The 25,160-nt window shown below is 64.3% G+C and carries 23 protein-coding genes and 2 pseudogenes; 12 read left to right on the top strand and 13 right to left on the bottom strand.

Translation table 11 applies throughout. The features are described from left to right. Positions 1-9 precede the first annotated feature (9 nt). The 8 genes from pcaD to pcaR all read right to left on the bottom strand — a co-directional run bounded on the left by pcaD (position 10) and on the right by pcaR (position 9,183). Positions 10-801: a 3-oxoadipate enol-lactonase gene (gene pcaD / locus ACPRTJ_RS15730; RefSeq protein ID WP_054914805.1), complete on the bottom strand. Its 792-nt coding sequence runs from the start codon at positions 799-801 to the stop codon at positions 10-12. 11 nt (positions 802-812) lie between these two features. Then, positions 813-2,177: a 3-carboxy-cis,cis-muconate cycloisomerase gene (locus tag ACPRTJ_RS15725; protein WP_426427094.1), complete on the bottom strand. Its 1,365-nt coding sequence runs from the start codon at positions 2,175-2,177 to the stop codon at positions 813-815. 12 nt (positions 2,178-2,189) lie between these two features. Continuing rightward, positions 2,190-3,479 (bottom strand): MFS family transporter, encoded by a 1,290-nt coding sequence (locus tag ACPRTJ_RS15720; protein WP_078479546.1) that lies wholly within the window; start codon positions 3,477-3,479, stop codon positions 2,190-2,192. A 120-nt stretch (positions 3,480-3,599) separates the two neighbouring features. Then, positions 3,600-4,805 carry a 3-oxoadipyl-CoA thiolase gene (gene pcaF, locus ACPRTJ_RS15715; RefSeq protein WP_426429128.1) on the bottom strand — a complete coding sequence of 402 codons (1,206 nt, stop codon included), beginning with the start codon at positions 4,803-4,805 and terminating at the stop codon, positions 3,600-3,602. Next, the gene (locus tag ACPRTJ_RS15710) at positions 4,802-5,581 is read right to left on the bottom strand and encodes a CoA-transferase subunit beta (protein ID WP_426427093.1); all 780 of its coding nucleotides are present in this window, start codon (positions 5,579-5,581) and stop codon (positions 4,802-4,804) included. Before ACPRTJ_RS15710 ends, pcaF begins: the two co-directional genes overlap by 4 nt. After that, on the bottom strand, positions 5,578-6,438 hold the full coding sequence (locus tag ACPRTJ_RS15705; protein WP_043860749.1) for a CoA transferase subunit A: 861 nt from the start codon (positions 6,436-6,438) through the stop codon (positions 5,578-5,580). Before ACPRTJ_RS15705 ends, ACPRTJ_RS15710 begins: the two co-directional genes overlap by 4 nt. 238 nt (positions 6,439-6,676) lie before the next feature. Next, complete coding sequence (locus ACPRTJ_RS15700; RefSeq protein ID WP_043860748.1) at positions 6,677-8,023, bottom strand: MFS transporter; 1,347 nt, start codon at positions 8,021-8,023, stop codon at positions 6,677-6,679. Positions 8,024-8,307: 284 nt separating this feature from the next. Further along, the gene (gene pcaR / locus ACPRTJ_RS15695; protein WP_173925037.1) at positions 8,308-9,183 is read right to left on the bottom strand and encodes a pca regulon transcriptional regulator PcaR; all 876 of its coding nucleotides are present in this window, start codon (positions 9,181-9,183) and stop codon (positions 8,308-8,310) included. 343 nt (positions 9,184-9,526) lie between these two features. On the opposite strand from pcaR, the gene ACPRTJ_RS15690 reads away from it, so the two are divergent. The 5 genes and pseudogenes from ACPRTJ_RS15690 to ACPRTJ_RS15670 all read left to right on the top strand — a co-directional run bounded on the left by ACPRTJ_RS15690 (position 9,527) and on the right by ACPRTJ_RS15670 (position 12,859). Next, positions 9,527-9,727: a hypothetical protein gene (locus ACPRTJ_RS15690; protein ID WP_043860747.1), complete on the top strand. Its 201-nt coding sequence runs from the start codon at positions 9,527-9,529 to the stop codon at positions 9,725-9,727. 327 nt (positions 9,728-10,054) lie between these two features. After that, positions 10,055-11,527: an inorganic phosphate transporter gene (locus ACPRTJ_RS15685; RefSeq protein ID WP_043862134.1), complete on the top strand. Its 1,473-nt coding sequence runs from the start codon at positions 10,055-10,057 to the stop codon at positions 11,525-11,527. 145 nt (positions 11,528-11,672) lie between these two features. Further along, positions 11,673-12,347: a Kelch repeat-containing protein gene (locus ACPRTJ_RS15680; RefSeq protein WP_426427092.1), complete on the top strand. Its 675-nt coding sequence runs from the start codon at positions 11,673-11,675 to the stop codon at positions 12,345-12,347. Continuing rightward, a pseudogene (locus ACPRTJ_RS15675) lies at positions 12,323-12,403 on the top strand (hypothetical protein); the annotation flags it as partial. The gene ACPRTJ_RS15680 and the pseudogene ACPRTJ_RS15675, both read left to right, overlap by 25 nt. 54 nt (positions 12,404-12,457) lie before the next feature. After that, complete coding sequence (locus tag ACPRTJ_RS15670; protein WP_426429168.1) at positions 12,458-12,859, top strand: hypothetical protein; 402 nt, start codon at positions 12,458-12,460, stop codon at positions 12,857-12,859. Here the strand turns inward: ACPRTJ_RS15670 and ACPRTJ_RS15665 are convergent. Beyond that, positions 12,830-14,302 carry a helicase HerA-like domain-containing protein gene (locus ACPRTJ_RS15665; protein ID WP_043862132.1) on the bottom strand — a complete coding sequence of 491 codons (1,473 nt, stop codon included), beginning with the start codon at positions 14,300-14,302 and terminating at the stop codon, positions 12,830-12,832. The genes ACPRTJ_RS15670 and ACPRTJ_RS15665 overlap by 30 nt on opposite strands. A 169-nt stretch (positions 14,303-14,471) precedes the next feature. Between ACPRTJ_RS15665 and ACPRTJ_RS15660 the strand changes: the two are divergent. The 5 genes and pseudogenes from ACPRTJ_RS15660 to ACPRTJ_RS15640 form a co-directional block, all read left to right on the top strand. Further along, positions 14,472-15,440: pseudogene (locus ACPRTJ_RS15660) on the top strand (cache domain-containing protein); the annotation flags it as partial. 141 nt (positions 15,441-15,581) lie between these two features. Then, entirely contained in the window at positions 15,582-16,346 is a 765-nt protein-coding gene (locus ACPRTJ_RS15655) for a methyl-accepting chemotaxis protein (RefSeq protein ID WP_370409115.1), read from the top strand. Positions 16,347-16,481: 135 nt separating this feature from the next. Then, on the top strand, positions 16,482-17,606 hold the full coding sequence (locus ACPRTJ_RS15650; protein WP_104571985.1) for a glycosyltransferase family 4 protein: 1,125 nt from the start codon (positions 16,482-16,484) through the stop codon (positions 17,604-17,606). Next, positions 17,599-18,372, top strand: coding sequence for a DUF2334 domain-containing protein (locus ACPRTJ_RS15645; RefSeq protein ID WP_058540899.1), 774 nt, complete (start codon positions 17,599-17,601; stop codon positions 18,370-18,372). The genes ACPRTJ_RS15650 and ACPRTJ_RS15645 overlap by 8 nt, the downstream gene beginning before the upstream one ends. After that, positions 18,369-19,361 (top strand): lysylphosphatidylglycerol synthase transmembrane domain-containing protein, encoded by a 993-nt coding sequence (locus ACPRTJ_RS15640; RefSeq protein WP_054914811.1) that lies wholly within the window; start codon positions 18,369-18,371, stop codon positions 19,359-19,361. The genes ACPRTJ_RS15645 and ACPRTJ_RS15640 overlap by 4 nt, the downstream gene beginning before the upstream one ends. A 50-nt stretch (positions 19,362-19,411) precedes the next feature. Here the strand turns inward: ACPRTJ_RS15640 and purU are convergent, their stop codons facing one another. After that, a complete protein-coding gene (gene purU, locus ACPRTJ_RS15635) occupies positions 19,412-20,260 on the bottom strand; it encodes a formyltetrahydrofolate deformylase (RefSeq protein ID WP_043862127.1) in 849 nt (282 codons plus the stop codon). A 300-nt stretch (positions 20,261-20,560) separates the two neighbouring features. Between purU and mvaT the strand changes: the two genes are divergently transcribed. Beyond that, positions 20,561-20,938, top strand: coding sequence for a histone-like nucleoid-structuring protein MvaT (gene mvaT / locus ACPRTJ_RS15630; protein ID WP_043862126.1), 378 nt, complete (start codon positions 20,561-20,563; stop codon positions 20,936-20,938). Between the two features lie 72 nt (positions 20,939-21,010). On the opposite strand, the gene sbcB is transcribed toward mvaT, so the two are convergent. The 3 genes from sbcB to ACPRTJ_RS15615 all read right to left on the bottom strand — a co-directional run bounded on the left by sbcB (position 21,011) and on the right by ACPRTJ_RS15615 (position 23,389). Next, positions 21,011-22,444 (bottom strand): exodeoxyribonuclease I, encoded by a 1,434-nt coding sequence (gene sbcB, locus ACPRTJ_RS15625; RefSeq protein WP_426427091.1) that lies wholly within the window; start codon positions 22,442-22,444, stop codon positions 21,011-21,013. A gap of 38 nt (positions 22,445-22,482) precedes the next feature. Then, positions 22,483-22,842 carry a PilZ domain-containing protein gene (locus ACPRTJ_RS15620; RefSeq protein WP_043862124.1) on the bottom strand — a complete coding sequence of 120 codons (360 nt, stop codon included), beginning with the start codon at positions 22,840-22,842 and terminating at the stop codon, positions 22,483-22,485. A 157-nt stretch (positions 22,843-22,999) separates the two neighbouring features. Then, the gene (locus ACPRTJ_RS15615) at positions 23,000-23,389 is read right to left on the bottom strand and encodes a tetratricopeptide repeat protein (RefSeq protein WP_043862123.1); all 390 of its coding nucleotides are present in this window, start codon (positions 23,387-23,389) and stop codon (positions 23,000-23,002) included. 203 nt (positions 23,390-23,592) lie between these two features. Here ACPRTJ_RS15615 and pyk point away from each other — a divergent pair, with 203 nt between their 5' ends. After that, entirely contained in the window at positions 23,593-25,044 is a 1,452-nt protein-coding gene (pyk, locus tag ACPRTJ_RS15610; protein WP_043862122.1) for a pyruvate kinase, read from the top strand. Positions 25,045-25,160 lie beyond the last annotated feature (116 nt).

Below are 25,160 nucleotides of genomic sequence, written 5' to 3'. Positions count from 1 at the left end.
AGCTACTCCTCAGCGGGCCAGCAGAAAATCGATCACGCGGCGGCTGAACGGCGCGCCGACTTCAACGTTGGACAGGTGCGCCGCCTGGAACTCGGCATACTCGGCACCCACCACATGCTCCTGGATGAAGCGCCCGCCAGCCGGCGGCGTGACCGCATCGGCACTGCCGGAAATCACCAGCAGCGGCACCTTGATCTCACCCAGCTGGTCCCGGAAGTCCGCATCGCGCACCGCGCCGCAGTTGGCCGCATAGCCATCGGGCGAAGTGCCCGCCAGCATGTCGGTGATGCGCTTGGCCTGGTCCGGGTTGGCCTGCGCATAGGCCTTGGTGAACCAGCGCTCGATGGAGGCGTCGCGCAGCCCCACCATCGCCGCCTCGCGGTCGCGCAGCACCATGTCGATGCGCGGGTTCCACACCTCGTCGTTGCCGATCTTGGCTGCGGTGTTGCACACGATCAGGCGGTTCAGGCGCTCGCCGGCATGGATGCCCAGCCACTGCCCGATCAGCCCGCCCATGGACAGGCCGCAGAAATGCGCCCGCTCGATTTTCAGCGCGTCCAGCAGTGCCAGCACGTCACGCCCCAGTTGCTCGATGCTGTACGGCCCCTCGGTCACCAGCGACTGGCCATGCCCGCGGGTGTCGTAGCGCAGTACCCGAAAATGCGCGGCAAATGCCGGCAGTTGCGGGTCCCACATGGTGTGGTCGGTGCCCAGCGAGTTGGACAGCACCAGCACCGGTGCGCCCTCGGGCCCGTCGAGCCGGTAGTTCAGTACGCCATCAGCGAGTTGTACGCTAGCCACAACGGCCTCCTTCAACGCTTGAATTGTTGGTGTTCAGCCACCGCCCGCGCCACCCACACGCGGGCCTGGCCCAGGTAATGAGCAGGGTCGAGCAGGCGGTCGAGTTCGTCCGCCGACAGCTCGGCAGTCACCTGCGGATCGTCGCCCAGCACGTCGCGCAGCTGACGCTGTTCGGCCACCGCACGCTTGCAGCAGGTTTCCAGCAGGTGGTGTGCGGTGTCCCGGCCCAGTCGCTGGGCCAGCACGATGCTGACCGCCTCGGCCAGCACCAGGCCCTGGGTCAGGTCGAGGTTGCGGCGCATGCGCGCAGCATCCACTTCCAGGCCCTCGGCAATCACCTGGGCCTGGCGCAGGGCGCCGGACACCAGGCAGCAGATCTCGGGCAGGGTTTCCCATTCGGCATGCCACAGGCCCAGGCTGCGCTCGTGCTCCTGGGGCATGGCCGCGAACAGCGTGGACACCAGCCCCGGTACACGGGTAGCGGCGCCGATCAGCACCGCCGCGCCCACCGGGTTGCGCTTGTGCGGCATGGTCGACGAGCCGCCCTTGCCCGGCGCAGCAGGCTCGAACACCTCCGCCGCCTCGGTCTGCATCAGCAGGCTAACGTCGCGCCCCAGCTTGCCCAGGCTGCCGGCGATCATGCCCAGCACCGCGGCGAACTCCACCAGGCGGTCACGCTGGGTATGCCAGGGCTGCTCGGGCAGGCTCAGCCTGAGCTGCCCGGCCAGCGCCTCGGCCACCGGCAATGCCTTGTTGCCCAGTGCCGCCAGGGTGCCGGAGGCGCCGCCGAACTGCAGGCTCAGCAGGCGCGGCTTGAGCTCCTGCAGGCGCTGACGGTGACGGGTGAGTGCACCGAGCCAGCCGGCGATCTTCATGCCCAGGGTCACGGGCGTTGCATGTTGCAGCCAGGTGCGCCCGGCCAGCGGCGTGTCGGCATGCTGCAGCGCCTGGTGCGCCAGGCTGTCGGCCAGGCGCGCCAGGTCGGCTTCGATCAGGCCCAGGGCATCGCGCAATTGCAGCACCAGCCCGGTGTCCATCGCATCCTGGCTGGTAGCGCCCAGGTGCACGAAGCGCTCGGCTTCGGGCACGCCGCTGGCAATCACCTTGCCCAGCGCCTTGACCAGCGGGATGGCCGAGTTGCCGGCCACCGCGATGGCCTCGGCCAGGGCCGCGAAGTCATAGCGCTCGGCCTGGCAGGCCGCTTCGATCGGTGCCACCGCCACCTGCGGGATCAGCCCCACCGCCGCTTCGGCGCGGGCCAACGCGGCTTCGAAATCGAGCATGCCCTGCACCCGGCCACGGTCGGAAAACACGGCGCGCATGGCCGGCGCGGTGAAGTAGGCATCGAACAGCTGATTGCCCGGACGTTGGTTCATCGGTGGTCCTTCTCAATGATCGTGGTGCAGGTATGCCGCCTGCTTGGGCAGGCGCAGGCTGAACAGGAAGGCAATCGCCATCATCACCGTAACGTACCAGTAAAAGGCGTTTTCCATGTTCAGCGACTTGAGCCCCAGTGCCACATATTCGGCCGAGCCGCCGAAGATCGCGTTGGCCACCGCGTAGGCCAGGCCCACGCCCAGCGCACGTACCTGCGGCGGGAACATCTCGGCTTTGACCAGCCCGCTGATCGAGGTGTAGAAGCTCACGATGGCCAGCGCCAGGGTGATCAGCACAAAGGCCAGGAACGGGCTGGTGACGGTTTTCAGGGTAAGCAGGATCGGCACCGTGCACAGGGTGCCCAGGGCGCCGAACCAGAGCATCGAGTTGCGCCGGCCGATGCGGTCCGAAAGCATGCCGAACAGCGGCTGCATGCACATGTACAGGAACAGTGCGCCGGTCATGATGAAGCTGGCGGTCTTGGCGCTCATGCCCGCAGTGTTCACCAGGTACTTCTGCATGTAGGTGGTGAAGGTGTAGAAGATCAGCGAGCCGCCGGCGGTGTAGCCAAGCACGGTGATGAACGCCGCCTTGTGGTTGCGGAACAGGCCGCCGAGGCTGCCGGCATCCTTGTCGTTGCGGGTTTCGGCGCTGCTGGTCTCTTCCAGCGAGCGACGCAGGAACAGCGAGATCACCGCCGCGATGGCACCCACCACGAACGGGATGCGCCAGCCCCAGGCGCGCAGCTCATCTTCGGTGAGCAGTTGCTGCAGGATCACCACCACCAGCACCGCCAGCAGTTGCCCGCCGATCAGGGTCACGTACTGGAACGAAGCAAAGAAACCGCGTTGGCCGCGCAGGGCCACCTCGCTCATGTAGGTGGCGGTGGTGCCGTATTCGCCGCCCACCGACAGGCCCTGGAACAGCCGCGCCAGCAACAGCAGCGCCGGTGCCCAGGCACCGATGCTGGCGTAGGTCGGCAGGCAGGCGATCACCAGCGAGCCGGCGCACATCATCAGCACCGAGATCATCATCGAATTCTTGCGCCCGTGGCGGTCGGCCACACGGCCGAACAGCCAGCCGCCGATGGGCCGCATCAGGAACCCGGCGGCGAACACGCCGGCGGTGTTGAGCAGCTGCACCGTCGGGTCGTCGGAGGGGAAGAAAGCCGGGGCAAAGTAGATCGCGCAGAAGGCATAGACGTAGAAGTCGAACCATTCCACGAGGTTGCCCGAGGAGGCACCGACGATGGCGAAAATGCGTTTGCTGCGTTCTTCGCCGGTGTAATGGATTGAAGTCATGGCAATTCACTCTGGGAGGATGTCTGAAGTCTAGACACACTCGGTAACACTCACGTTCCACAGAACAATCACCCCGCTGCCCCGACCTTGCGTGGAGGTCGCAGCAGCGAGGTCATTGATTTACACGCGCTCGATGGCCAGGGCCAGGCCCTGCCCGACACCCACGCACATGGTCGCCAGGCCTTTGCGCCCGCCGGATTTCTCCAGCTGGTGCAGCGCTGTCAGCACCAGGCGTGCGCCGCTCATGCCCAACGGGTGACCCAGGGCAATGGCGCCGCCGTTGGGGTTGACCTGCGGCGCGTCGTCGGCAATGCCGAGTTCGCGCAGCACGGCCAGGCCTTGGCTGGCGAAAGCTTCGTTGAGCTCGATCACGTCGAAATCGGTGACCGCCACGCCCAGGCGCTCGATCAGCTTGCGCACCGCCGGCACCGGGCCGATGCCCATTACCCGGGGGGCAACGCCGGCACTGGCCATGCCGAGCACGCGCGCGCGCGGGGTCAGGCCATGCTTTTGCACCGCCTCGGCCGACGCCAGTATCAGCGCCGCGGCGCCGTCGTTGACGCCCGAGGCGTTGCCGGCGGTGACCGTCTTGTCCGCGCCGTTGACCGGCTTGAGCCTGGCCAGGGCTTCGAGGGTGGTATCGGCGCGCGGGTGTTCGTCGTGCTCGACCACGGTCTCGCCCTTCTTGTGCGCGATGCGCACCGGCACGATCTCTTCGGCGAAGTAGCCGGCGGCCTGGGCCTTGGCGGTGCGCTGCTGGCTGCGCAGGGCGAAGGCATCCTGGTCGGCGCGCGATACCTGATAGTCGTCGGCCACGTTGTCGGCGGTCTGCGGCATCGCGTCCACGCCGTACTGGGCCTTCATCAGCGGGTTGATGAAGCGCCAGCCGATGGTGGTGTCTTCCAGCTTCATGTTGCGCGAGTAGGCGCTTTCGGCCTTGCCCATCACGAACGGTGCACGGGACATCGACTCGACGCCGCCGGCAATCGCCAGCTCCATCTCGCCGCTGGCAATGGCGCGAAACGCCGTGCCGATGGCGTCCATGCCCGAGGCGCACAGGCGGTTGAGGGTCACACCCGGCACGCTGTCGGGCAGCCCGGCCAGCAGCAGGGCCATGCGCGCTACGTTGCGGTTGTCTTCACCGGCCTGGTTGGCGCAGCCGAAGAACACTTCGTCGAGCTGGTCCCATTGCACGGTGGGGTTGCGCTCGATCAGGGCCTTGAGCGATACCGCCGCCAGGTCGTCGGCGCGCACGCCGGCCAGGGCGCCGCCGAAGCGGCCGATGGGGGTGCGAATCGCGTCGCAGATGAATACGTCACGCATCAGGCTTCTCCCGGCGCTTGGCCGTGGGCGGCCGCCGTGCGCGCTTCGAGGTCGCGCAGCGCAGTCAGCTCGACTTCGCTCGGCGCCACGGTGGTTTCGACGCTGTCGGCAAAGCGGATCGCCCAGCCGGTGGCGGCGACGATCTGCTCGCGGGTCACACCCGGGTGAATCGAGGTGACCACGAATTCGTTGCTGCCGGCTTCAGGTTCCATGATGCACAGGTCGGTGATGATGCCCACCGGGCCGGCACCGGGCAGGCCCAGGCGTTTGCGCGAGTCCACGCCTTCGCCGTGGCCGACCGAGGTGATGAAGTCGAGCTTGTCGACGAAGGCGCGCGAGGACTGCTTGAGGATGATCAGCACGGTCTTGGCGGAGCCGGCGATTTCCGGTGCGCCACCGGCACCCGGCAGGCGTACCTTGGGCTGGTGGTAGTCGCCGACCACGGTGGTGTTGATGTTGCCGAAACGGTCGACCTGGGCGGCGCCCAGAAAGCCCACGTCGATGCGCCCGCCCTGCAGCCAGTAGCGGAAGATCTCGCCGGTGGGCACCACGGTATCGGCGGTTTCGGCCAACTCGCCGTCACCGATGGACAGCGGCAGTACCGTTGGCTTGGCGCCGATAGGGCCCGATTCGTAGATCAATACCACGTCGGGCGAAGAGGTCAGGCGTGCCAGGTTGGCGGCCTTGGACGGCAGGCCGATGCCGACGAAGCACACAGCGCCGTTGCGCAGGCGGCGGGCAGCGGCAACGGTCATCATTTCATTGGTGGAGTAGCTCATTGTGCAGCCTCCGAAGCGCTGGCCAGTTTTGCCTTGAAGGCAGGGAAGTCGGCGGTGCCGCGAATGTATTCGTCGATCCAGGCGGTGAAGGTCTCACGGCTGCGGGCAATCGGGTCCCAGGCCTGGTAGAAGCGGTTGTCACGCTCGGAGTAGCCGTGCGCGTAGGACGGGTGCGCCCCGCCCGGTACCAGGCACACTGCCGACAGTGCCCAGGTGGGCAGCACGCAGGCATTCATTGGCGCGTTGAGGTCGTCGACGATCTCTTCCACGGTGACGATGCAGCGCTTGGCGGCCAGGGCGGCCTCCTTCTGCACACCCAGGATGCCCCACAGCAGCACGTTGCCCTTGCGGTCGGCCTTCTGCGCGTGGATCACGGTGACATCCGGGCGAACCGACGGCACGGCGGCCAGCACCTCACCGGTGAACGGGCAGGTCACGCTCTTGATCAGCGGGTTGACCTTGGGCAGGTCGGAGCCGGCGTAGGCGCGCAGCACCGCGAACGGCAGGCCCGAGGCACCGGCAACGTAGGCGTTGGCGAGGTCGGCGTGGCTGTGTTCTTCGATTTCCATGGCGTGCGGCCACTGCTTCTCGACCGCGTCACGCAGGCGGTGCAGCGACCCGACACCCGGGTTGCCGCCCCACGAGAAGATCAGCTTGCGGGCGCAGCCGGCGCCGATCAGCTGGTCGTAGATCAGGTCTGGGGTCATGCGCACCAGGGTCAGATCCTTCTTGCCCTGACGAATGATTTCGTGCCCGGCGGCGGTCGGGATCAAATGCGTGAAGCCTTCAAGGGCGACGCTGTCGCCGTCGTTGACGAACTGCTTCACGGCGTCGTGGAGCGAGAGGATTTCAGCCATTGCAGACTCCTGGAGAGCGGTTTCAGAGGTGCCTCTGGGCGGCACCGGCATGAGCTCAGATTAAGGCGGCGCATTGGCCCGTACAATCCGATAATCGCCATAGCGTTCGATTATCGAACGTATTGTTGTTGTGCTAAGGATCCACAAACCATCGCGGGTCAAGCCCGCTCCCACAGGTACGGTGGAGATCCATGTGGGAGCGGGCTTGACCCGCGATAGGGGCGCTACTGCCAGCCGGTCAGGTCGCGTCAGCGTGGCTCACCACACCCTTGATCACCACCGCCACCGTCGCGATCGCGGCCGGGATCACCAGGGCCGTCAGCACCTGTTCGAAGTTCCAGCCCAGGCCCAGCAACGTGGCGCCCATCCAGGCCCCGAGAATCGCGCCAAACCGGCCGATGCCCAGCATCCACGACACGCCGGTGGCGCGGCCCTGGGTGGGGTAGAAGCGCGCCGCCAGCGACGGCATCGCCGACTGCGCCCCGTTCACGCACATGCCGGCAATCAGCACCAGGGTCGCCAGCAGCGTGATGTTGCCCAGGCTCTGGCCCACCGCGTAGGCGAACACCCCGGCCAGCAGGTAGAAGGTGCCGATCACCTTGTGCGGGTTGTAGCGGTCCATCGCCCAGCCTACCGCCACCGCACTGAGCACGCCGCCGAACTGGAACAGCGCACCGATGAACGCCGCCTGCTCCATGCTCGCGCCGCTGTCACGCATCAGCGTGGGCAGCCAGCTGGTCAGCAGGTAGACGATCACCAGGCCCATGAAATAGGTCAGCCACAACAGCAGCGTGCCGACGCTGTAGGTGCCCGAGAAGATCACCGCGAACACGTTGCGCGCCTTGACCGTCTTCTGTTCCGGCACGCTGAAGCTGGCAGCCTGGTTGACGATGCCCGGTTCGATCGGCGCCAATGTGCGGCGTACCCGGTCGGTGCCCTTGTTGCGCACCACCAGGTAACGCGCCGACTCCGGCAGCCACACCATCAGTACCACCACCAGCAGAAGCGGCAGGATGCCGCCGATCAGCAGCAGGCTGTGCCAGCCGAACATCGGGATCAGCTTGGCGGAAATGAACCCGCCACCGGCCATGCCCAGGTTGAAGCCGCAGAACATGCTGGTGACCAGCAACGACTTGTGCCGCTCGGGGGTGTATTCGGACAGCAGCGTGGTGGCGTTCGGCATGCCGGCGCCCAGGCCCAGGCCGGTCAGAAAGCGCAGCACCAGCAACTGGTCGACGTTGGTGGCATAGGCCGAGGCCAGGCTGAACGCGCCGAACAGCAACACCGCGCCCACCAGCACCACCTTGCGCCCGAAACGGTCGGCCAGCGGCCCCGAGCCCAGCGCACCGAACACCATGCCGATCAGCGCAGCGCTCATCACCGGGCCCAGGCTGGCGCGGTCGATGCCCCAGTCCTGGGACAGTGCCGGGGCAATGAAGCCCATCGCGGCGGTGTCCAGGCCGTCGAGGAACACGATCAGAAAGCACAGGATGACCACCCGCCATTGGTAACGCGACAACGGCTGGGCATTGATGAACGACTGCACATCCAGGCAGTTTCCAACAGCAGCTTGGGGACTATTCATTGTTTTTATCCAGAAGATGCGCGCGAGTGTGCGGGTGCGCGCGTGAACGGCACAGACGGTCGGGTACGGGTCTTTTGGAAAGGGTCAGCTACCGTGCAGCCGGCAGGCGGGCAGGTACAGGCTGAAGCAGGACAGGGTGCAGGTCATGGGGTGTTCTCTCGCTCATTATTATTGGAGGCCGTCAGGGGCCACTTGATGCGAGGGACATTAATAAGGCGCGCGACGCGGCGCAATTCGATAAACGCAAGACTGTGCGTTTATCGAACAGGAACCGCTCGACGCATTCAACTGAACAGCTGGGTACTCAGGTCGCGGCTGGCCGCCACCATGATCGGCAGGAACTTCTGCTCCAGCTCGCTGCGACTCACCCGCCCGGCGTGGGTGCTGATGTTCAGCGCCGCCAGCACCTGGCCGGAGGCGTCGTACACCGGCACCGCGATCGAACGCAGGCCCTGCTCCAGCTCCTGGTCGACCACGCACCAGCCCTGCTCGCGCACCTGCTGGAGGATTTCCAGCAAGGCTGCCGGGTCGTGCACGGTACGGCTGGTCTTGGCCTGCAGGTCGGCGTGCTCCAGGTATTCGTGCAGGGTGGCGTCGTCCAGCGCCGCCAGCAGGATGCGCCCCATCGAGGTGCAATAGGCCGGCAGGCGCCCGCCCACCGACAGGTCCACCGAAATAAGGCGCTGCACCGTCGCCGAGCGGGCGATGTAGAGAATGTCGTCACCTTCGAGGGTGGCCATGTTGCAGGCCTCGTGCAGTTGGTCGCTCATGCGGTCCAGGTACGGCTGCGCCGATACCGCCAATGGCGTCGAGGACAGGTAGGCATGACCCAGGGTCAGCACCTTGGGCAGCAATGAATAGGTGCGCCCGTCGGTGGTGGCATAGCCGAGCTTGATCAGCGTGTGCAGGCAACGGCGAACCGCCGCGCGCGGGATCTCGGTGCGGTGGCTGATCTGGGCGATGGTCAGGTGCCGCTTGCGCTCCTGGAACGCCTGCACCACCGCCAGGCCCCGCGCCAGCGACGTCATGAAATCCGGGTCGCCGGTGAACGCCTGGATGCGCTTGGCCGGCGAGGCCACGATGGGCGGCGCCAACGAAGCGAAAGAGCTGCGCACGTTGTCGTTCAGGCCTGGGCCCTTGCCCCCTGTTTCTTCACTCATGACTCACCTCGGCAAACTTCACTTGGGCGATTATCGAACCATCGGCCGATAATCGCAATTGACCGATGCCTACAATTGCTTATACCTTTCGCCTGCCACATGTGGCTTCTTGGAGAGACTGGTCAGGTACCCACCGTAGAAGTCCCAGGCACGGCCTTGCCCACCAGCAAGGCCGTTTTTGCTTCTGCCGGGCTGACAGGCCCCGACAGAAGGTGTAAAACAGCCATTCAACTGCAATCACCCTCGTCCTATATAGACGCTCGACACAATGGCCTGCGCCGCTGTCGTCGGGTTAAACGTGCTTGTGTTGAAATCGGCATCAACTCCAACTTCAGGAAAGACTGTGACGAAAGATGAACTGCGCGCTGAACTCGAGCGCCAGGAACAACGTTACAAGGACGTTTATGGCGGAGAAGTCACCACATACGCCGCCCAACCAGACCCCGAACGCAAACCCTGGCGCAAACGTGCCAGCCTGCTGGACCAGGCATTTGCCGTGGAACTGCAAAAGATCGAAAAGGAGCTCAGCCCACAGGAGCCCTGACCCTCGGACAAAGCGCCCGCCCCTGGGCACGGCACCGGCACGAAGACGGTGCCTTGGGCGACCCTTGCGGCGTCGAAGATGAAACCGTTACGTAATCTCACAAATTTAATACGGTCGTTTGAATTATTCAGCCGTGGAAAACATCGGTTTTTTCTTGACCGTTCGCGTTATTTTTTCTGATTTTTGCCGATCTTTCTCGATTACCCTCCCCTCCTGCAGTGCCCTGCCCCCCCGCAAAAGCGCCCCGACCGGTCAGCACCTAGTGCATCGATTACCCAGGATTTCTGGCATAATCGCGCCCCCTTATGACCGGGTCAGAATTCCTTCATGATCGATTTATTCAGCGGACTTGATGCCTGGGTACTGGTGAGCCTGTTGCTCGCCTTGACCTTCGTGCTCGCCTTCGAGTTCATCAATGGCTTTCATGACACCGCCAATGCGGTAGCGACTGTCATCTATACCAAAGCCATGCCGCCGCACCTGGCCGTGTTCTTTTCCGGCGTGTTCAATTTCCTTGGCGTCCTGCTGGGCGGAGTCGGGGTGGCATATGCCATCGTGCACCTGCTGCCGGTGGAGCTGCTGATCAATGTGAACACCGGGCATGGCCTGGCCATGGTCTTCTCGCTGCTGGCCGCGGCCATCGCGTGGAACCTGGGTACCTGGTACTTCGGCATCCCGGCGTCCAGCTCGCACACCCTGATCGGCTCGATCCTGGGCGTGGGCCTGGCCAACGCGCTGCTCAACGACATTCCACTGGGTGACGGGGTCAACTGGCAGAAGGCAATCGACATCGGCATGTCGCTGGTGCTCTCGCCCATGGCCGGCTTTGCCGTGGCCGCGCTGGTGCTGATCGGCCTGAAGTGGTGGCGCCCGCTGTCGAAGATGCACAAGACGCCTGAACAGCGCCGCAAGCTCGACGACAAGAAGCACCCGCCGTTCTGGAACCGCCTGGTACTGGTCATTTCGGCCATGGCCGTCAGCTTCGTGCACGGTTCCAACGATGGTCAGAAAGGTATCGGCCTGATCATGCTGGTGCTGATCGGCATCGTGCCGGCGCAGTTCGTGCTGGACCTGAACAGCACCACCTACCAGATCGAGCGTACCCGTGACGCGACCCTGCACCTGAGCCAGTTCTACCAGCGCAACAGCGAAACCCTGGGCGAATTCCTGGCACTGGGCAAGGCCAAGGCCGGTGACCTGCCGGAGCAGTTCAGCTGCAATCCACAACAGACCGAGCCGACCATCACCGCGCTGCAGCAGTCGCTCAACGGCGTGGCGGACTACCATTCGCTGACTGCCGAGAAGCGCGTGGAAGTGCGGCGTTACCTGCTGTGCCTGGATGACACGGCGAAAAAGGTCAGCAAGTTGCCAGGCCTGGAAGCACGTGAAAAGGCCGACCTGGACAAACTGCGTCGTGACCTGACCGCGACCACCGAGTACGCGCCGTTCTGGGTGATCCTGGCGGTGGCCCTGGCCCTGGGCCTTGGGACCATGGTGGGCTGGAAGCGTGTGGTACTGACCATTGGCGAGAAGATCGGCAAGCAGGGCATGACCTATGCCCAGGGCATGTCGGCGCAGATCACCGCAGCCTGCGCGATTGGCGCGGCCAACATCTTCAGCCTGCCGGTGTCGACCACCCACGTGCTGTCGTCGGGTGTGGCCGGGACCATGGTGGCGAACAAGAGCGGCCTGCAAGGCGGCACCGTGCGCACCATTCTGCTGGCCTGGGTACTGACCCTGCCAGCGACCATCGCCTTGTCGGCGGGGTTGTTCTGGTTGGCGTCCAAAGCCATCGGTTGAAATGACGCTGCACCGCAGAAGGGTCAGCCATTCAGTTGGCTGGCCCTTTTTTCATGGCCCTGCGCAAACGCACTGTCATTTATGTCAGTAGACGATGGGCCACCTGCAGCGCACCCTCCTTTTCACGCCGACAAGGAGAATGCACATGTCGAAGGACGGCCATATCCACGCTTGCGCTGGCGCCATGCACATCGCCCGGGCCCTGCACAGCGCCATGCGTTTGCCCAATGGCGATGTGCTGGTTGCCGGCGGCATCACCAATGGCGGGCATGCCACCGACAGCGTGGAACGCTTCAGCCTTGACCAGCGCGAATGGAAGCAACAACCCCCCAAGCAGAAGGCGGCATTCTCGCAACTCACGGTCATTCTCGACGACGGGTCCTTTCTGCTGGTGGGCGGCTCGCAAACCGGAGAAGCCAGCGACCACGTCGAGCGCTTCGACCCCATCCGCTCGTGCTGGACAACGCTGCGCAGCCTCCAGGTTGCCCGCTTCAGCCACACCGCTACGTCATTGTGGGGCGGCACGAACAAGGTGCTTGTCATCGGCGGCAACCACCTCAAGGGCGATACCGGTAAAGTGCTCGACATCGTCGAGCTGTACGACGTCGCCAGCGACGAGTGGCATCAGCTCGGTGAGCGCAGTCAGGCACGCATGAACCACAGCGCCACGTTGCTCGACTCCGGCAAGGTGCTGATTATCGGCGGCTATGCCCCCGACCAGGCACTGGCCCACTGCGAACTCTTCGACCCGCAGACCGGGCGGTTCGAGCCGACCACGCCACTGCCTGCCCCCGCATGCAACATACGGCCACGCTGCTGAACAATGGCCAGGTGATGGTGGCGGGTGGCACCTGCATGCCGTTTGGTGAAAGTGCACTGGAATCGTTTTTGTACGATCCGCTATCCAATACCTGGCGAAGTGGCCCGCCCATGCAGCGTGGACACCAGGGGCACACCGCCACGCTGCTGCCCGATGGTCGGCTGCTGCTGGCCGGCCATACCAGACTGCCCTACCGCCCCAGCGCCGAGCTGTACGACCCTCGCCAGGATGCATGGGTGCTGGGCAGCGAGCTGAACGAACCGCGTTTCTCCCACAGCGCCACGTTGCTGCCCGACGGTCAGGGCGTGCTGCTGTGCGCAGGCCAACTGCTCACACCCGACACGGCCTATACACGAAGCTGCGAGCACTGCTGCGGCCCCTTGGCACAACCTGCCGAGCCTGCGCAGGGCACCGGCTCGATGCCTTCGGGCCCGCTTGAGAACCTGCCGGCGAACCGGCAACTCCACTGCCTCGACGCCTTGTCAGCGGCGCTTGCTGCCCCCCAGCAGTGAGCCCATCAAGCCCCGCACCAGTTGCCGTCCGAACTGATTGGCCGCCTGGCGCACCGCCGACTTGATCGCCTGCCCCGCCGCGCTCTGCAAGAACTCCCCGGCCTTGTCGGCCAGGCTTTCCTCGGCCGGCGCCTGCTGCGCCGATGGTACCTGCCCCTTGCGCGCCATCAATATCTCGTACGCCGACTCCCGATCGATCGGCTTGTCATAGCGCCCCTGCAACGGCGACGCCGCAATCAGCGCCGCCCGCTCGGCCTCGCTCAACGGCCCGATGCGCGATTGCGGCGGCGCGATCAGTACCCGCTCGACCATGCCCGGCGTGCCCTTGTCCTGCAGGGTGCCCACCAACGCCTCGCCAATGCCAAGCTCGGTCAGCACCGCCAGGGTGTCGAACGCCGGGTTCGGCCGAAACCCATCGGCCACCGCCCGCAGCGACTTCTGCTCCTTGGCCGTGAACGCACGCAAGCCATGCTGGATACGCAGGCCGAGCTGGGCGAGCACATCGTCCGGCAGGTCGCCCGGCGACTGAGTCACGAAATACACCCCCACCCCCTTGGAACGAATCAACCGCACCACCTGTTCCAGACGATCCTGCAAGGCCTTGGGCGTGCCGCTGAACAACAGGTGCGCCTCATCGAAAAACAGCGCCAGCAGAGGCTTGTCCGCATCGCCACGCTCGGGCAACTGCTCGAACAGCTCCGCCAGCAACCACAGCAGGAAGGTCGCATACACCTTCGGCGCCTCGTGCACCAGGCGGCTGGCATCGAGCAGGTGGATGCGCCCGCGCCCGTCGGCAGCAGGCTGCAGCAGGTCTGGCAACTGCAACGCCGGCTCACCGAACAGAGCCTCGGCCCCTTGCTGCTCCAGGGTCGCCAGGCGCCGCAACAGGGCCTGGCTGGAACCGCTGGTCATCAGCGCACTGTCTTCGCCGAGCACCTGCGGGTTGTCCTTGAGGTGGCCGAGCAGCGCCTTGAGGTCCTTGATGTCCAGCAGCAACAGGCCCTCGCGATCGGCCACCTTGAACGCCGCATACAGCGCCGCCTGCTGGCTGTCGTTGAGTTCGAGCAGGTTGCCCAGCAGCAACGGGCCCATTTCGCTCAAGGTCGTGCGCAACGGGTGCCCGGACTTGCCGTGCACATCCCACAGGGTCACCGGATACGCCTGCGGCCGATGCTCGAGCCAGGGCATGCCGGCAATCCGCTCGGCCACCTTGCCCTGCGGGTTGCCCACCGCACCCAGGCCGCACAGGTCGCCTTTGACGTCGGCAGCGAACACCGCCACGCCGGCATCGCTGAAGGCCTCGGCCAGGTGCTGCAAGGTCACGGTCTTGCCGGTGCCGGTGGCCCCGGCAACCAGTCCGTGACGGTTGGCCAGACGCATGGCCTGGCACACCGGCTGCCCCGCCAGGTCCGCACCGAGAATGAACTGCGAAGAGTCAGGCATGTTTTTTCACCCTCTGTTCAAGCTTTAGTAGTACTCGGCCGATACCAAGTGTTGATGTTTCACCCAGAAAGTCAGGAAAAGCCCGACAAGGACATGGGAACTGCACTGCTTTCAAGATGCCTTTGTGCGAATGACCCGGATATAAAGACCTTAGCGGACCCAATACGCCATGAATAAAAGCTTCCGTTTCAGCCATAAGATCTTGCTGGCTGCTTCCCTGATCGTCCTTGTGGCCTTCACCCTCTTTACTCTCTACAACGATTACCTGCAGCGTAATGCGATTCACGAAGATCTGGAAAACTATGTCGGCGAAATGGGCGATGCCGCCTCGACCAACATCAAGAACCTCTTCGAAGGACGCCTGCTGCTGGTAGAGAACCTGGCACAGAACATCGCGGCAGCTCCCGGCAACCTCGATTCGCTGCTGGACCAGAAGGTGCTGGCGTCGAGCTTCATCACGGTGTACATGGGCAAGACCGACGGCGGCTTCACCGTGCGCCCGGTGATCCAGATGCCTGACGGCTACGATCCGCGCATCCGCGACTGGTACAAGGACAGCATGGCGGCCAACGGCCCGACCCTGACCGAACCCTACCTGGACATCAGTACCGGCAAGATGGTGATCGGCATGAACGCCACAGTGTCGCGCGAACTGGGCGTGGTCGGTGGCGACATGGAGCTGGACGCCCTGGTCAAGATCATCAACTCCCTGAATTTCGGCGGCATGGGCTACGCGTTTCTGGTGAACGACCAAGGCAAGATCCTGGTGCACCCGGACAAGGACCTGGTGATGAAGTCGCTGTCGGACCTGTACCCGAACAACACCCCGCGCCTGACCAAGGAACTGACCGAGGTCGAGAACAACGGCCAGACCCGTATCCTCAGTTTCGCACCGGTCAAAGGCCTGCCATCGGCCAACTGGCACATCGGTCTCTCGATCGATAAAGAAAAAGCCTACGCGATGCTGAGCAAGTTCCGCACCTCGGCGGTGATCGTCACCGTGATTGCGGTGGCCATCATCATCGCCCTGCTCGGCATGCTCATCCGCGTGCTGCTGCAACCGCTGCACATCATGACCCGCGCCATGGAAGACATCGCCCAGGGCGAAGGCGACCTGACCAAGCGGCTGAGCATCCACAGCAACGACGAATTCGGCACCCTGGGCCGCGCCTTCAACCACTTCGTCGAGCGTATCCACAGCTCGATCCGCGAAGTGTCCTCGGCCACCCAGCAGGTCAACGAAGTGGCACTGCGCGTGGTCAGCGCCTCCAACTCCTCGATGGTCAACTCCGACGAGCAGGCCAACCGCACCAACAGCGTGGCCGCCGCGATCAACGAGCTGGGCGCCGCTGCCCAGGAAATCGCCCATAACGCCGCGCAAGCCTCGCAGCAGGCCAGCTCTGCACGCCACCTGGCCGAAGAGGGCCAGCAGGTGGTAGACCGCAGCATCCAGGCGATGAACCGTCTGTCGGACCTTATCTCCACCTCCAGCTCGCACATCGAGACGCTCAACAGCAAGACCGTGAACATCGGTCAGATCCTCGAAGTGATCACCAGCATCTCGCAACAGACCAACCTGCTGGCCCTCAACGCGGCCATCGAGGCGGCCCGTGCCGGTGAAGCCGGGCGCGGGTTTGCCGTGGTGGCCGATGAAGTGCGCAACCTGGCCCACCGTACCCAGGAGTCGGCACAACAGGTGCAGAGCATGATCGAAGAGCTGCAGGTCGGCGCCCGCGAGTCGGTCGACACCATGAGCCAGAGCCAGCGCCACAGCCAGGACAGCGTCTCGATCGCCAACCAGGCCGGCGAGCGCCTGGGCAGCGTGACCCTGCGTATCGGCGAGATCGACGGCATGAACCAGTCGGTGGCCACCGCCACCGAAGAGCAGACCTCGGTGGTCGAGTCGATCAACATGGACATCAACGAAATCAACATGCTCAACCAGGAAGGCGTGGAGAACCTGCAGGCCACCCTGCGTGCCTGTTCCGACCTGGAACAGCAGGCCGGCCGCCTCAAGCACCTGGTCGGTACCTTCCGCATCTGACCGCGCGCGCCCGGCGGCTTGCTCGCCGGGCGCGCAACATGATCGAACAAACTATCCTTCACTGAGGTCCACCCTAGGGCGCGTCATCCACCGCATATCCATGCGCGATGACAACCTGAAGACGGTCTCGGAGGGATGCTGATCGTGCACATCGCTGACATCACCATGTTCTACGCCCCCGCCAGTGGCGGTGTGCGTACCTATCTTGATGCCAAACACCGCCGCCTGGGCCTGAACCCCGGCGTTCGCCACAGCCTGCTGATCCCCGGCGCCAGCGCCAGCCATGCCAATGGCATCTATCAGGTGCCTGCCCCCGCCCTGCCCTTCGGCAACGGCTACCGCTTCCCGCTGCGTCTGGCGCCCTGGCGCAACGTACTGCATGACCTGCAACCGGACCTGATCGAAGTGGGCGACCCCTACCTCACCGCCTGGGCCGCGCTCGATGCACGGCGCCAGCTCGATGTGCCGGTGATCGGGTTCTATCATTCCGACCTGCCGCTGCTGGTCGGCAACCGCATGGGCCACTGGTTCACGCCCAATGTCGAAGCCTATGTCAGCAAGCTGTACGGCAACTTCGACCGGGTGCTGGCGCCCAGCCAGGTGATGGCCGACAAGCTGCGCGGGCTGGGCATCGGCAATGTGCATGTACAGCGCCTCGGGGTGGACCTGCAGACCTTCCACCCCGATCATCGCGACCCCGGCCTGCGCGCCGATCTGGGGCTGGCCGACACCACGCGCCTGCTGGTGTTCGCCGGGCGCGGCTCCCGGGAGAAGAACCTGCCCGTGCTGCTGGACTGCATGAAACGCCTGGGCAAGCACTATCACCTGCTGCTGGTGGGTTCGCACATGCCCAGCAACGTGCCGGCCAACGTCACCATCATCAACCACTTCTGCCCGGCCACCCAGGTCGCCCGCCTGCTGGCCAGTGCCGATGCGCTGCTGCACGCCGGCGACCAGGAGACCTTCGGGCTGGTGATACTCGAGGCCATGGCCAGCGGCATCCCGGTGGTGGCGGTAGCGGCCGGGGCCTTTACCGAAATCGTCGAACCGAGCTACGGCCGGCTGTGCACGCCCAACGACGGCCAGGCGATGGCCGCCGCCGTGCGCGAGCTGTTCGAGGCCGGCGCACCGCAACTGGGGCAGCAGGCACGCCGGCATGCCGAACAGCACTACGCCTGGGACACAGTGGTCGGCGGCCTGCTCGAACACTATCGGGCCGTGCTGGGCCATCACGAGCAACCGGTGCGCGCCCATGCCTGAACAGCCTGACCTGCACAACCAGCACCCCAGCGTACTGCTGGTGCTGCACGACGTGGCCCCGGAAACCTGGCCCGACTACCAGCCCTTCGTCGAAGCCGTCGACGCCCTGGGCGACATCCCCATGACCCTGCTGGTGGTACCCGACTTCCACCGGCGCAACCCTGTGCAGCAGGCCCCGGCCTTTCGCCAGGTGCTGGAGCGGCGACTGAGCCGGGGCGACGAACTGGCCCTGCATGGCTACTACCATGCCGACGACGGTCCGCCGCCACGTTCGCCGCGCGAGTACTTCATGCGCCGCATCTATACCTGGGAGGGTGAGTTCTACGCCCTGGGCCAGGCCCAGGCGCTGCATCGCCTGAATGCCGGGATCGAGCTGTTCCAGGCCTGCGATTGGCCGCTGACCGGCTTCGTTGCCCCGGCCTGGCTGATGAGCGAAGGCACTCGCCAGGCCCTGCGCGAAACCCCGCTGCACTACACCAGCGACCCGCAGCACCTGTTCCGCCTGCCCGACTTCAGCCGCATCGACGCCCCGGGGCTGGTGTGGAGCGCCCGCAGTGCCTGGCGCCGCGGGCTGTCGAAAGTACTCAGCGAGGCGCGCCGGGCACGCCTGCAGCAGGCGGCCACGATCCGCCTCGGGCTGCACCCGGTGGACATGCGCCATGCCTATTCGCGCCGCTACTGGCTCGACACCCTGCAGCAACTGCTGCAGCAGGGCCGTACCCCCATGACCAAGATGGCCTGGCTGGCCAGCAGGCCCGGCGCATGACTCGCCTGGGCTGGCTCACGCTGGCCCTGCTGCTGGCGCTGCTGGTACCGACGCTGCTGGGCGGCAGCGACCTGCTGCCGCGCCTGCAGCGGTTCCCGCTGGCGCTGCTGATGGGGTTGTTCGGCATGATCGTGCTGTGCTGGTGCATCAACGCCCTGCGCCTGCGTCTGCTGCTCGGCACCCAGGGGGCGGCGCTGGGGCGGGTGCGCAGCCTGGGGGTGATCATGGCCACCGAGTTCGCCATCTGCTCCACCCCCGGCGGCAGCGGCGGGCCACTGGCGCTGGTGGCCCTGCTGGCCAGGCACCGGGTGCGACCGGCCCAGAGCAGCGCGGTGTTCGCCATGGACCAGCTCAATGACCTGGTGTTCTTCCTGTGCGCGATGTTCGGGATTGTCATCTACATGCTGTTCCACCGCTTCAGCGCAAGCATGCAGGGCATGCTGCTGGCCAGTGCGCTGATGATGTTCGCCGCCCTGCTGGCGGGGCTGGCGATACTGCGCTGGCGCCGCGGGTTGATGCGTGCGATGGGCCGGCTGCTGCGGCGGTTGAAGGTGCGTGACGCCACGTGCCGACGCTGGGCGCGCAAGGTGCTGCACTTCTTTCGCGCGTTTGCCGCCACCTGGCGCCTGCCCAAGCGGGTACTGGCGCTGGTGTTCGGGCTCACCTGCCTGCACTGGGCGCTGCGCTACAGCGTGCTGTACCTGGTGTTGCGCGGGCTGGGGGCAGACCTGCAGTGGGTGTCGAGCTTTCTGGTGCAGATGCTCGCCCTGAGTGCCGGCCAGTTCAGCCTGTTGCCCGGCGGGGCTGGCGCGGCGGAGTTGACCTCGGCGACGCTGCTGACGCCCATGGTGGGCAAGTCGACCGCGGCAGCGGCGATTCTGATATGGCGGGTGGTGACGTACTACTTCTATCTGGTGGTGGGCGGCCCGGTGTTCGTCTGCCTGCTGGGCAAGCCGCTGCTGGAGCGGTTGCGCCTGGCACGGCGGTAGACACGCGTTGTGCCCTTCGCCAGCAAGGCTGGCGAAGGGCCGGTGCGGTCCTAGAACACCACCGTCTTGTTGCCGTGCACCAGCACGCGGTCTTCCAGGTGATAGCGCAGGCCGCGGGCCAGCACCATCTTCTCGACGTCGCGACCGAAACGCACCATGTCCTCGATGCTGTCGCTGTGGCTCACACGCACCACGTCCTGCTCGATGATCGGGCCGGCATCCAGCTCTTCGGTCACGTAGTGGCAGGTGGCGCCGATCAGCTTCACGCCTCGCATCGACGCCTGGTGATACGGCTTGGCCCCCACGAACGACGGCAGGAAGCTGTGGTGAATGTTGATCACCTGCTGGGCGTATTCCTGGCACAGCTGTGGCGGCAGGATCTGCATGTAGCGCGCCAGCACCACCACGTCGGCGGCATGCTCCTTGACCAGGCGCGACACCTCGGCAAATGCCGGCTGCTTGTTCTGCGGGTCGACCGGTACGTGGTAGAACGGAATGCCGTGCCACTCGACCATGCTACGCAGGTCGTTGTGGTTGGAGATCACGCACGGGATATCGCAGTCCAGCTCGTTGCTGTGCCAGCGGTGCAGCAGGTCGGCCAGGCAATGGGACTCGCGGCTGGCCATCAGCACCACGCGTTTCTTCTGGTCGGTGTCGGTAATGCGCCACACCATCGAAAACTCTTCGGCAATCGGCGCGAACGCTTCGCGCAGCGCCTCGATGCCGAAAGGCAGGGTATCGGCACGGATTTCGTGACGCATGAAGAACCAGCCGCTCAGGTCATCGGAATGATGGCTCGCTTCGGTGATCCAGCCGTTATGGGACGCCAGAAAATTACTGACTTTGGCGACGATGCCGACACGGTCGGGGCAAGCGATCACCAGCCGATAGGTGCGCATGAGAGGGGCTCCAGAGTTCGCAAAGGCGCGTATTCTAACGACTGCCCGGAAAAACTGCAGTAGTGATTGCATACCGTGTATCACAACCTCACACCGCAGCCAGCCTGGGCTTGCACCTCGTCAAGGGCACATTAAAGTTATTTAACAATTGAAGCGGATAATTGGGAGTATCTCGTCACAATACCCTTTCAATTATGAAGGTATTCCGCAATGACGGCGGTTTAATGTTTACTTGTATTAAGTGTCTGACTATTATTGCTGCACCGCTGTCCTGCGTCCCTTCCCTCCAAGGAATACCTCATGTCCCTGATCAACGAATACCGCGCTACCGAAGAAGCCATCAAAGAACTGCAAGCCCGCCTGAAGAACCTGTCCGAAGACAACAAGCTGAAAACCGAGCTGGAGTTTGAAGCCAAACTGCGCGAGCTGATGGGCGAGTACTCCAAGTCGCTGCGCGACATTATTGCTCTGCTGGACCCTGAGGCCAAACTGAACAAGGCCCCTCGCGGCCCGGTTAAAACCACCGGCACCAAGCGTGCACGCAAGGTCAAGCAATACAAGAACCCGCACAATGGCGAAGTCATCGAAACCAAAGGTGGCAACCACAAGACACTCAAAGAGTGGAAAGCCAAGTGGGGTGGTGACGTAGTAGAAGGCTGGGCGACCCTGCTCGGTTAATCGCTGGACACTGTAACCCGGTTACAGGTCAGCCCAAAACGCCAGCATGCTGGCGTTTTTTATTGCCTGCAATTACTGCAGGGCAAACCGTTCGCGCAAGTTCATGGCATGGGCTCGCCATTGCGCCAGCAACTCGCGCTGCGTGGCATCGGCATCCAGCCAGGCGCTCTGCAATGCCTGCTCGAAGCCTTCAAGGGTATTCGGAGCGCCCATTGCCGGGTCGCTCAGGCGCTGCTGGCAGAACCCGAGCCAACGCTGGCGCTCCTGTGCATCCAAGGTCTGCGGAAAATTGCGCGCACGGTAGCGAAACAGCAACTCCGGCAATCGTGCATCGTCGAACATCCACTGACCCGTGGCTAATTGCTCGGGCTCCACGGTTCTTACTTGTTCACACAGGCGTCGGTCGCGATCACCGATAAATCCGTCATACAGCTGTTGCTCGGGGTCTTCGCTCGGGGCGAATTCCTGACTGTCATAAATAGCGCTCAACTTGTTCTGCCACACGGCCTGGGCGGCACTCAACTGCTCGGCGCGCTGTTGATACAACGTCATATCCAGGCCAAGGCGTTGCTGATCTTCACCGCGCAATACACTCAAGGGCGCGACCACCGGGCAGCGATTGATCTGAATTAATTTCAACGGTACCGGCAATTGTCCCTCGGACATTTCCTCGCGTCGGGTGTACAGACGCTGACGCAACACTTCGGCATCTTCCGTCAGCAATGGTGCGATATCCTGATGCAAGTCGCACACAATCAGCGCATTGCGATTGCGTGGATGCCAGGCCAGGGGCAGCACCACGCCAAGATAATTACGTGCCGCAGAAAAGCGTCCGGAAATATGCACAAGCGGTTGCAACAAACGCACTTGATCGAGGACTTTCTGCTTGCTGCGCAACTGGAACAACCATGCATACAGCCTGGGTTGCTTCTCGCGGATCAAGCGCGCCATTGCCAACGTGGCACGCACATCCGCAAGCGCCTCGTGCGCCTGCCCGTGATCGATGCCATTGACCGCCGTCAGCAACTCCAGCTTCAGGCTCACCTGGCCGTCGCGCTGCGGCCACTGGATGCCATCGGGGCGCAGGGCGTAGGCAGTGCGCACCACATCGATAAGGTCCCAGCGGCTGTTGCCGCCCTGCCACTCGCGGGCATAGGGGTCGAAAAAGTTGCGATACAGGCTGTAACGCGTCACTTCGTCGTCGAAACGCAGCGAGTTGTAGCCGGCCCCGCAAGTACCCGGGCGCGCCAGCTCGGCGTGCACCCGGGTCATGAACTCGGCTTCGCACAGGCCCTGGGTGGCCAGCTGCGCCGGGGTAATGCCGGTTATCAGGCACGCCGCAGGGTGCGGCAGAATATCGTCGGCGGGTTGGCAGAAGAGGTTGACCGGCGGCTCGATCTCGTTGAGGTCCAGATCGGTGCGCACCCCTGCCACCTGCAGGGGCCGGTCGCTGCGCGGGTTGATACCGGTGGTTTCATAGTCGTGCCAGAAAATGCTGGAGCTCACGGCGTCGTCCTGAACAGAAAATCTGCCGGGAGTCTACCTCAGGCCGACGCACTCAACGGGTGGAAGCTGAAATAGTTGCGCAGCGACGACACCAGTTCGTCGTATTCGCGAGGGGCCTGCAGCAGCATGAAGCCGGAATCGTAGTGCCCCGGGTTCTCGTCTTCGTGGCACCACAGGCAGCTGGCGGTGAGGTTGATCACGTGCAGCGCACCGGCGCGCCCGGGCACCTTGAGCTGCAGTTCGAAATCGGGGCCCACCAGCAATGGCAGGTCGCTGATCAGCATCAGGCCGTCTTCGGACACATTGCCCAGATAACCGATGGGCAACCCGGTAAACCGGTTGAAGACCTTGAGGTAATACGGGAGCAGGTGACGCTCGATTCGACGTTCGGTAAACATGATAGGAGTCGCTGTCGAAGACCCTTGAGCAGGGTCGCGCTGGATCGTTCTGGTGTACCGCATGTACCTCACAAGCCTAGCGCAACCTGACTGCCCCGTCACATTCGGACCCGCGCACTTTAGTATTAACGTCAGTATCGACGTCGTTGCGCGGCCATCAACGCCAGGGGGTGCTGCTGGCCGGACGGGCGATGGCCGGCTCGCCATTGGGGCGATAGTGGCCAAGCTGCTCGAGGGTCTGCAGGCGGGCGCGGGCACGGTAGGCGTACTCGTTGCGCGGGTACTGGGTGATGATGTACTGGTAGGTCTGCGCCGCATCCACATAGAGCTTCTGGCGCTCCAGGCACTGACCGCGCAGCATCGACGCCTCGGGGTGGATGAACGGGCGCGCACGGCTGGTGCGGTCGACCTGCGACAGCTCGAGCATGACCTGCTCGCAGTTGCCGCGATCATAGGCGCGGTAGGCATTGTTCAGGTGATGGTCCATCGACCAGCGGGTGCAACCGACGACACTGGTCGCCAGGGCTAAAACGATCAAGGCTCGCATGGGGGGTCTCCTCTACTGAGCAGTGTATCGGCGCTTTCCTTGAAAGCTATAGGAGGAACAGCGGCAAGCGGACTGCATTGCGCTTGCCGCTTGCCACTCGTTCAACCGCCCCTCCTCCTCCCACCAAGGTAGTGCAAAGGAACAATGACTACAGCGATTTTCCGGAGTAGCCTTTCGCTGCGCTTCACTACAGGAGTCTGTGCATGACCATCCGCCGCACCAAAATTGTCGCCACCCTTGGCCCCGCCAGCAACTCGCCGGAAGTTATAGAGCAACTGATCCTTGCGGGTCTGGACGTCGCTCGCTTGAACTTCTCGCACGGCACCCCGGACGAGCACAAGGCTCGCGCCCGCATGATCCGTGACATCGCCGCCAAGCATGGCCGCCACGTCGCGCTGCTGGGCGACCTGCAAGGGCCGAAGATCCGCATTGCCAAGTTTGCCAACAAGCGAATCGAACTCAAGGTCGGCGACCGCTTCACCTTCTCCACGGCTCACCCGCTCACCGAAGGCACCCAGGATATCGTCGGCATCGACTACCCGGACCTGGTAAAGGACTGCGGCGTGGGTGACGAACTGCTGCTCGACGACGGCCGCGTGGTCATGCGCGTCGAAACCGCCAGCGCCGACGCCCTGCACTGCGTGGTGCTGATCGGCGGCCCGCTGTCGGACCACAAGGGCATCAACCGTCGCGGCGGCGGCCTGACCGCCCCGGCCCTGACCGAAAAAGACAAGGCCGATATCAAGCTGGCGGCCGAGATGGACCTGGACTACCTGGCCGTGTCGTTCCCGCGTGATGCCAGCGACATGGAATACGCCCGTCGCCTGCGTGACGAGTCCGGTGGTACTGCCTGGCTGGTGGCCAAGATCGAACGTGCCGAAGCCGTGGCCGACGACGAGACCCTCGACGGCCTGATTCGCGCCAGTGATGCAGTGATGGTGGCCCGTGGTGACCTGGGTGTGGAAATCGGCGACGCCGAGCTGGTGGGCATCCAGAAGAAGATCATTCTGCATGCACGCCGCCACAACAAGGCGGTGATCACCGCGACCCAGATGATGGAGTCGATGATCCAGAACCCGATGCCGACCCGTGCCGAAGTGTCCGACGTGGCCAACGCCGTGCTCGACTACACCGACGCGGTAATGCTGTCGGCCGAGAGTGCTGCCGGTGCCTACCCGCTCGAGGCGGTACAGGCCATGGCGCGGATCTGCCTGGGCGCCGAGAAGCACCCTACCAGCAAGACCTCCAGCCACCGCATGGGCACGCAGTTCAGCCGTTGCGACGAGAGCATCGCGCTGGCGGCCATGTACACCGCCAACCACTTCCCGGGTGTGAAGGCGATCATTGCCTTGACCGAGAGTGGCTACACCCCGCTGATCATGTCGCGTATTCGTTCGTCGATCCCGATCTTCGCCTTCTCGCCGCACCGCGAGACCCAGGCGCGGGTTGCGATGTTCCGTGGCGTGTACACCGTACCGTTCGACCCTGCGGCGCTGGCGCCGGAGCAAGTCAGCCAGGCGGCGGTGGACGAGCTGCTCAAGCGTGGCGTGGTCGAGCAAGGTGACTGGGTCATCCTGACCAAGGGTGACAGCTACCACACCATCGGTGGCACCAATGGCATGAAGATTCTGCATGTCGGTGATCCGTTGGTCTGAAGCTGACCGGTTGTCACTAGAGCCCCGCCTTGATGGCGGGGCTTTTTTATGGGTGCGATACGCCGGTGCCGGTGATCTTGAGCTGGCTTTGATCTGCCGGCCCTTCAGAAGGCCGA

Source organism: Pseudomonas palmensis, assembly GCF_049942755.1.
GTDB lineage: Bacteria > Pseudomonadota > Gammaproteobacteria > Pseudomonadales > Pseudomonadaceae > Aquipseudomonas > Aquipseudomonas palmensis.
The sequence above is the reverse complement of the archived record's forward strand: the minus strand, read 5'-3'. Positions and strand labels throughout refer to the sequence as shown.

Excerpts from the sequence above, each read along its gene's own strand:
- ACPRTJ_RS15725 (WP_426427094.1), bottom strand. The coding sequence starts at position 2,177 with ATGAACCAACGTCCGGGCAATCAGCTGTTCGATGCCTACTTCACCGCG.
- ACPRTJ_RS15720 (WP_078479546.1), bottom strand. The coding sequence starts at position 3,479 with ATGACTTCAATCCATTACACCGGCGAAGAACGCAGCAAACGCATTTTC.
- ACPRTJ_RS15710 (WP_426427093.1), bottom strand. The coding sequence starts at position 5,581 with ATGAGCTACTCCACCAATGAAATGATGACCGTTGCCGCTGCCCGCCGC.
- ACPRTJ_RS15705 (WP_043860749.1), bottom strand. The coding sequence starts at position 6,438 with ATGGCTGAAATCCTCTCGCTCCACGACGCCGTGAAGCAGTTCGTCAAC.
- ACPRTJ_RS15700 (WP_043860748.1), bottom strand. The coding sequence starts at position 8,023 with ATGAATAGTCCCCAAGCTGCTGTTGGAAACTGCCTGGATGTGCAGTCG.
- pcaR (WP_173925037.1), bottom strand. The coding sequence starts at position 9,183 with ATGAGTGAAGAAACAGGGGGCAAGGGCCCAGGCCTGAACGACAACGTG.
- ACPRTJ_RS15685 (WP_043862134.1), top strand. The coding sequence starts at position 10,055 with ATGATCGATTTATTCAGCGGACTTGATGCCTGGGTACTGGTGAGCCTG.
- ACPRTJ_RS15680 (WP_426427092.1), top strand. The coding sequence starts at position 11,673 with ATGTCGAAGGACGGCCATATCCACGCTTGCGCTGGCGCCATGCACATC.
- ACPRTJ_RS15670 (WP_426429168.1), top strand. The coding sequence starts at position 12,458 with ATGCAGCGTGGACACCAGGGGCACACCGCCACGCTGCTGCCCGATGGT.
- ACPRTJ_RS15665 (WP_043862132.1), bottom strand. The coding sequence starts at position 14,302 with ATGCCTGACTCTTCGCAGTTCATTCTCGGTGCGGACCTGGCGGGGCAG.
- ACPRTJ_RS15655 (WP_370409115.1), top strand. The coding sequence starts at position 15,582 with ATGGTCAACTCCGACGAGCAGGCCAACCGCACCAACAGCGTGGCCGCC.
- ACPRTJ_RS15650 (WP_104571985.1), top strand. The coding sequence starts at position 16,482 with ATGCTGATCGTGCACATCGCTGACATCACCATGTTCTACGCCCCCGCC.
- ACPRTJ_RS15645 (WP_058540899.1), top strand. The coding sequence starts at position 17,599 with ATGCCTGAACAGCCTGACCTGCACAACCAGCACCCCAGCGTACTGCTG.
- ACPRTJ_RS15640 (WP_054914811.1), top strand. The coding sequence starts at position 18,369 with ATGACTCGCCTGGGCTGGCTCACGCTGGCCCTGCTGCTGGCGCTGCTG.
- purU (WP_043862127.1), bottom strand. The coding sequence starts at position 20,260 with ATGCGCACCTATCGGCTGGTGATCGCTTGCCCCGACCGTGTCGGCATC.
- mvaT (WP_043862126.1), top strand. The coding sequence starts at position 20,561 with ATGTCCCTGATCAACGAATACCGCGCTACCGAAGAAGCCATCAAAGAA.
- ACPRTJ_RS15620 (WP_043862124.1), bottom strand. The coding sequence starts at position 22,842 with ATGTTTACCGAACGTCGAATCGAGCGTCACCTGCTCCCGTATTACCTC.
- ACPRTJ_RS15615 (WP_043862123.1), bottom strand. The coding sequence starts at position 23,389 with ATGCGAGCCTTGATCGTTTTAGCCCTGGCGACCAGTGTCGTCGGTTGC.
- pyk (WP_043862122.1), top strand. The coding sequence starts at position 23,593 with ATGACCATCCGCCGCACCAAAATTGTCGCCACCCTTGGCCCCGCCAGC.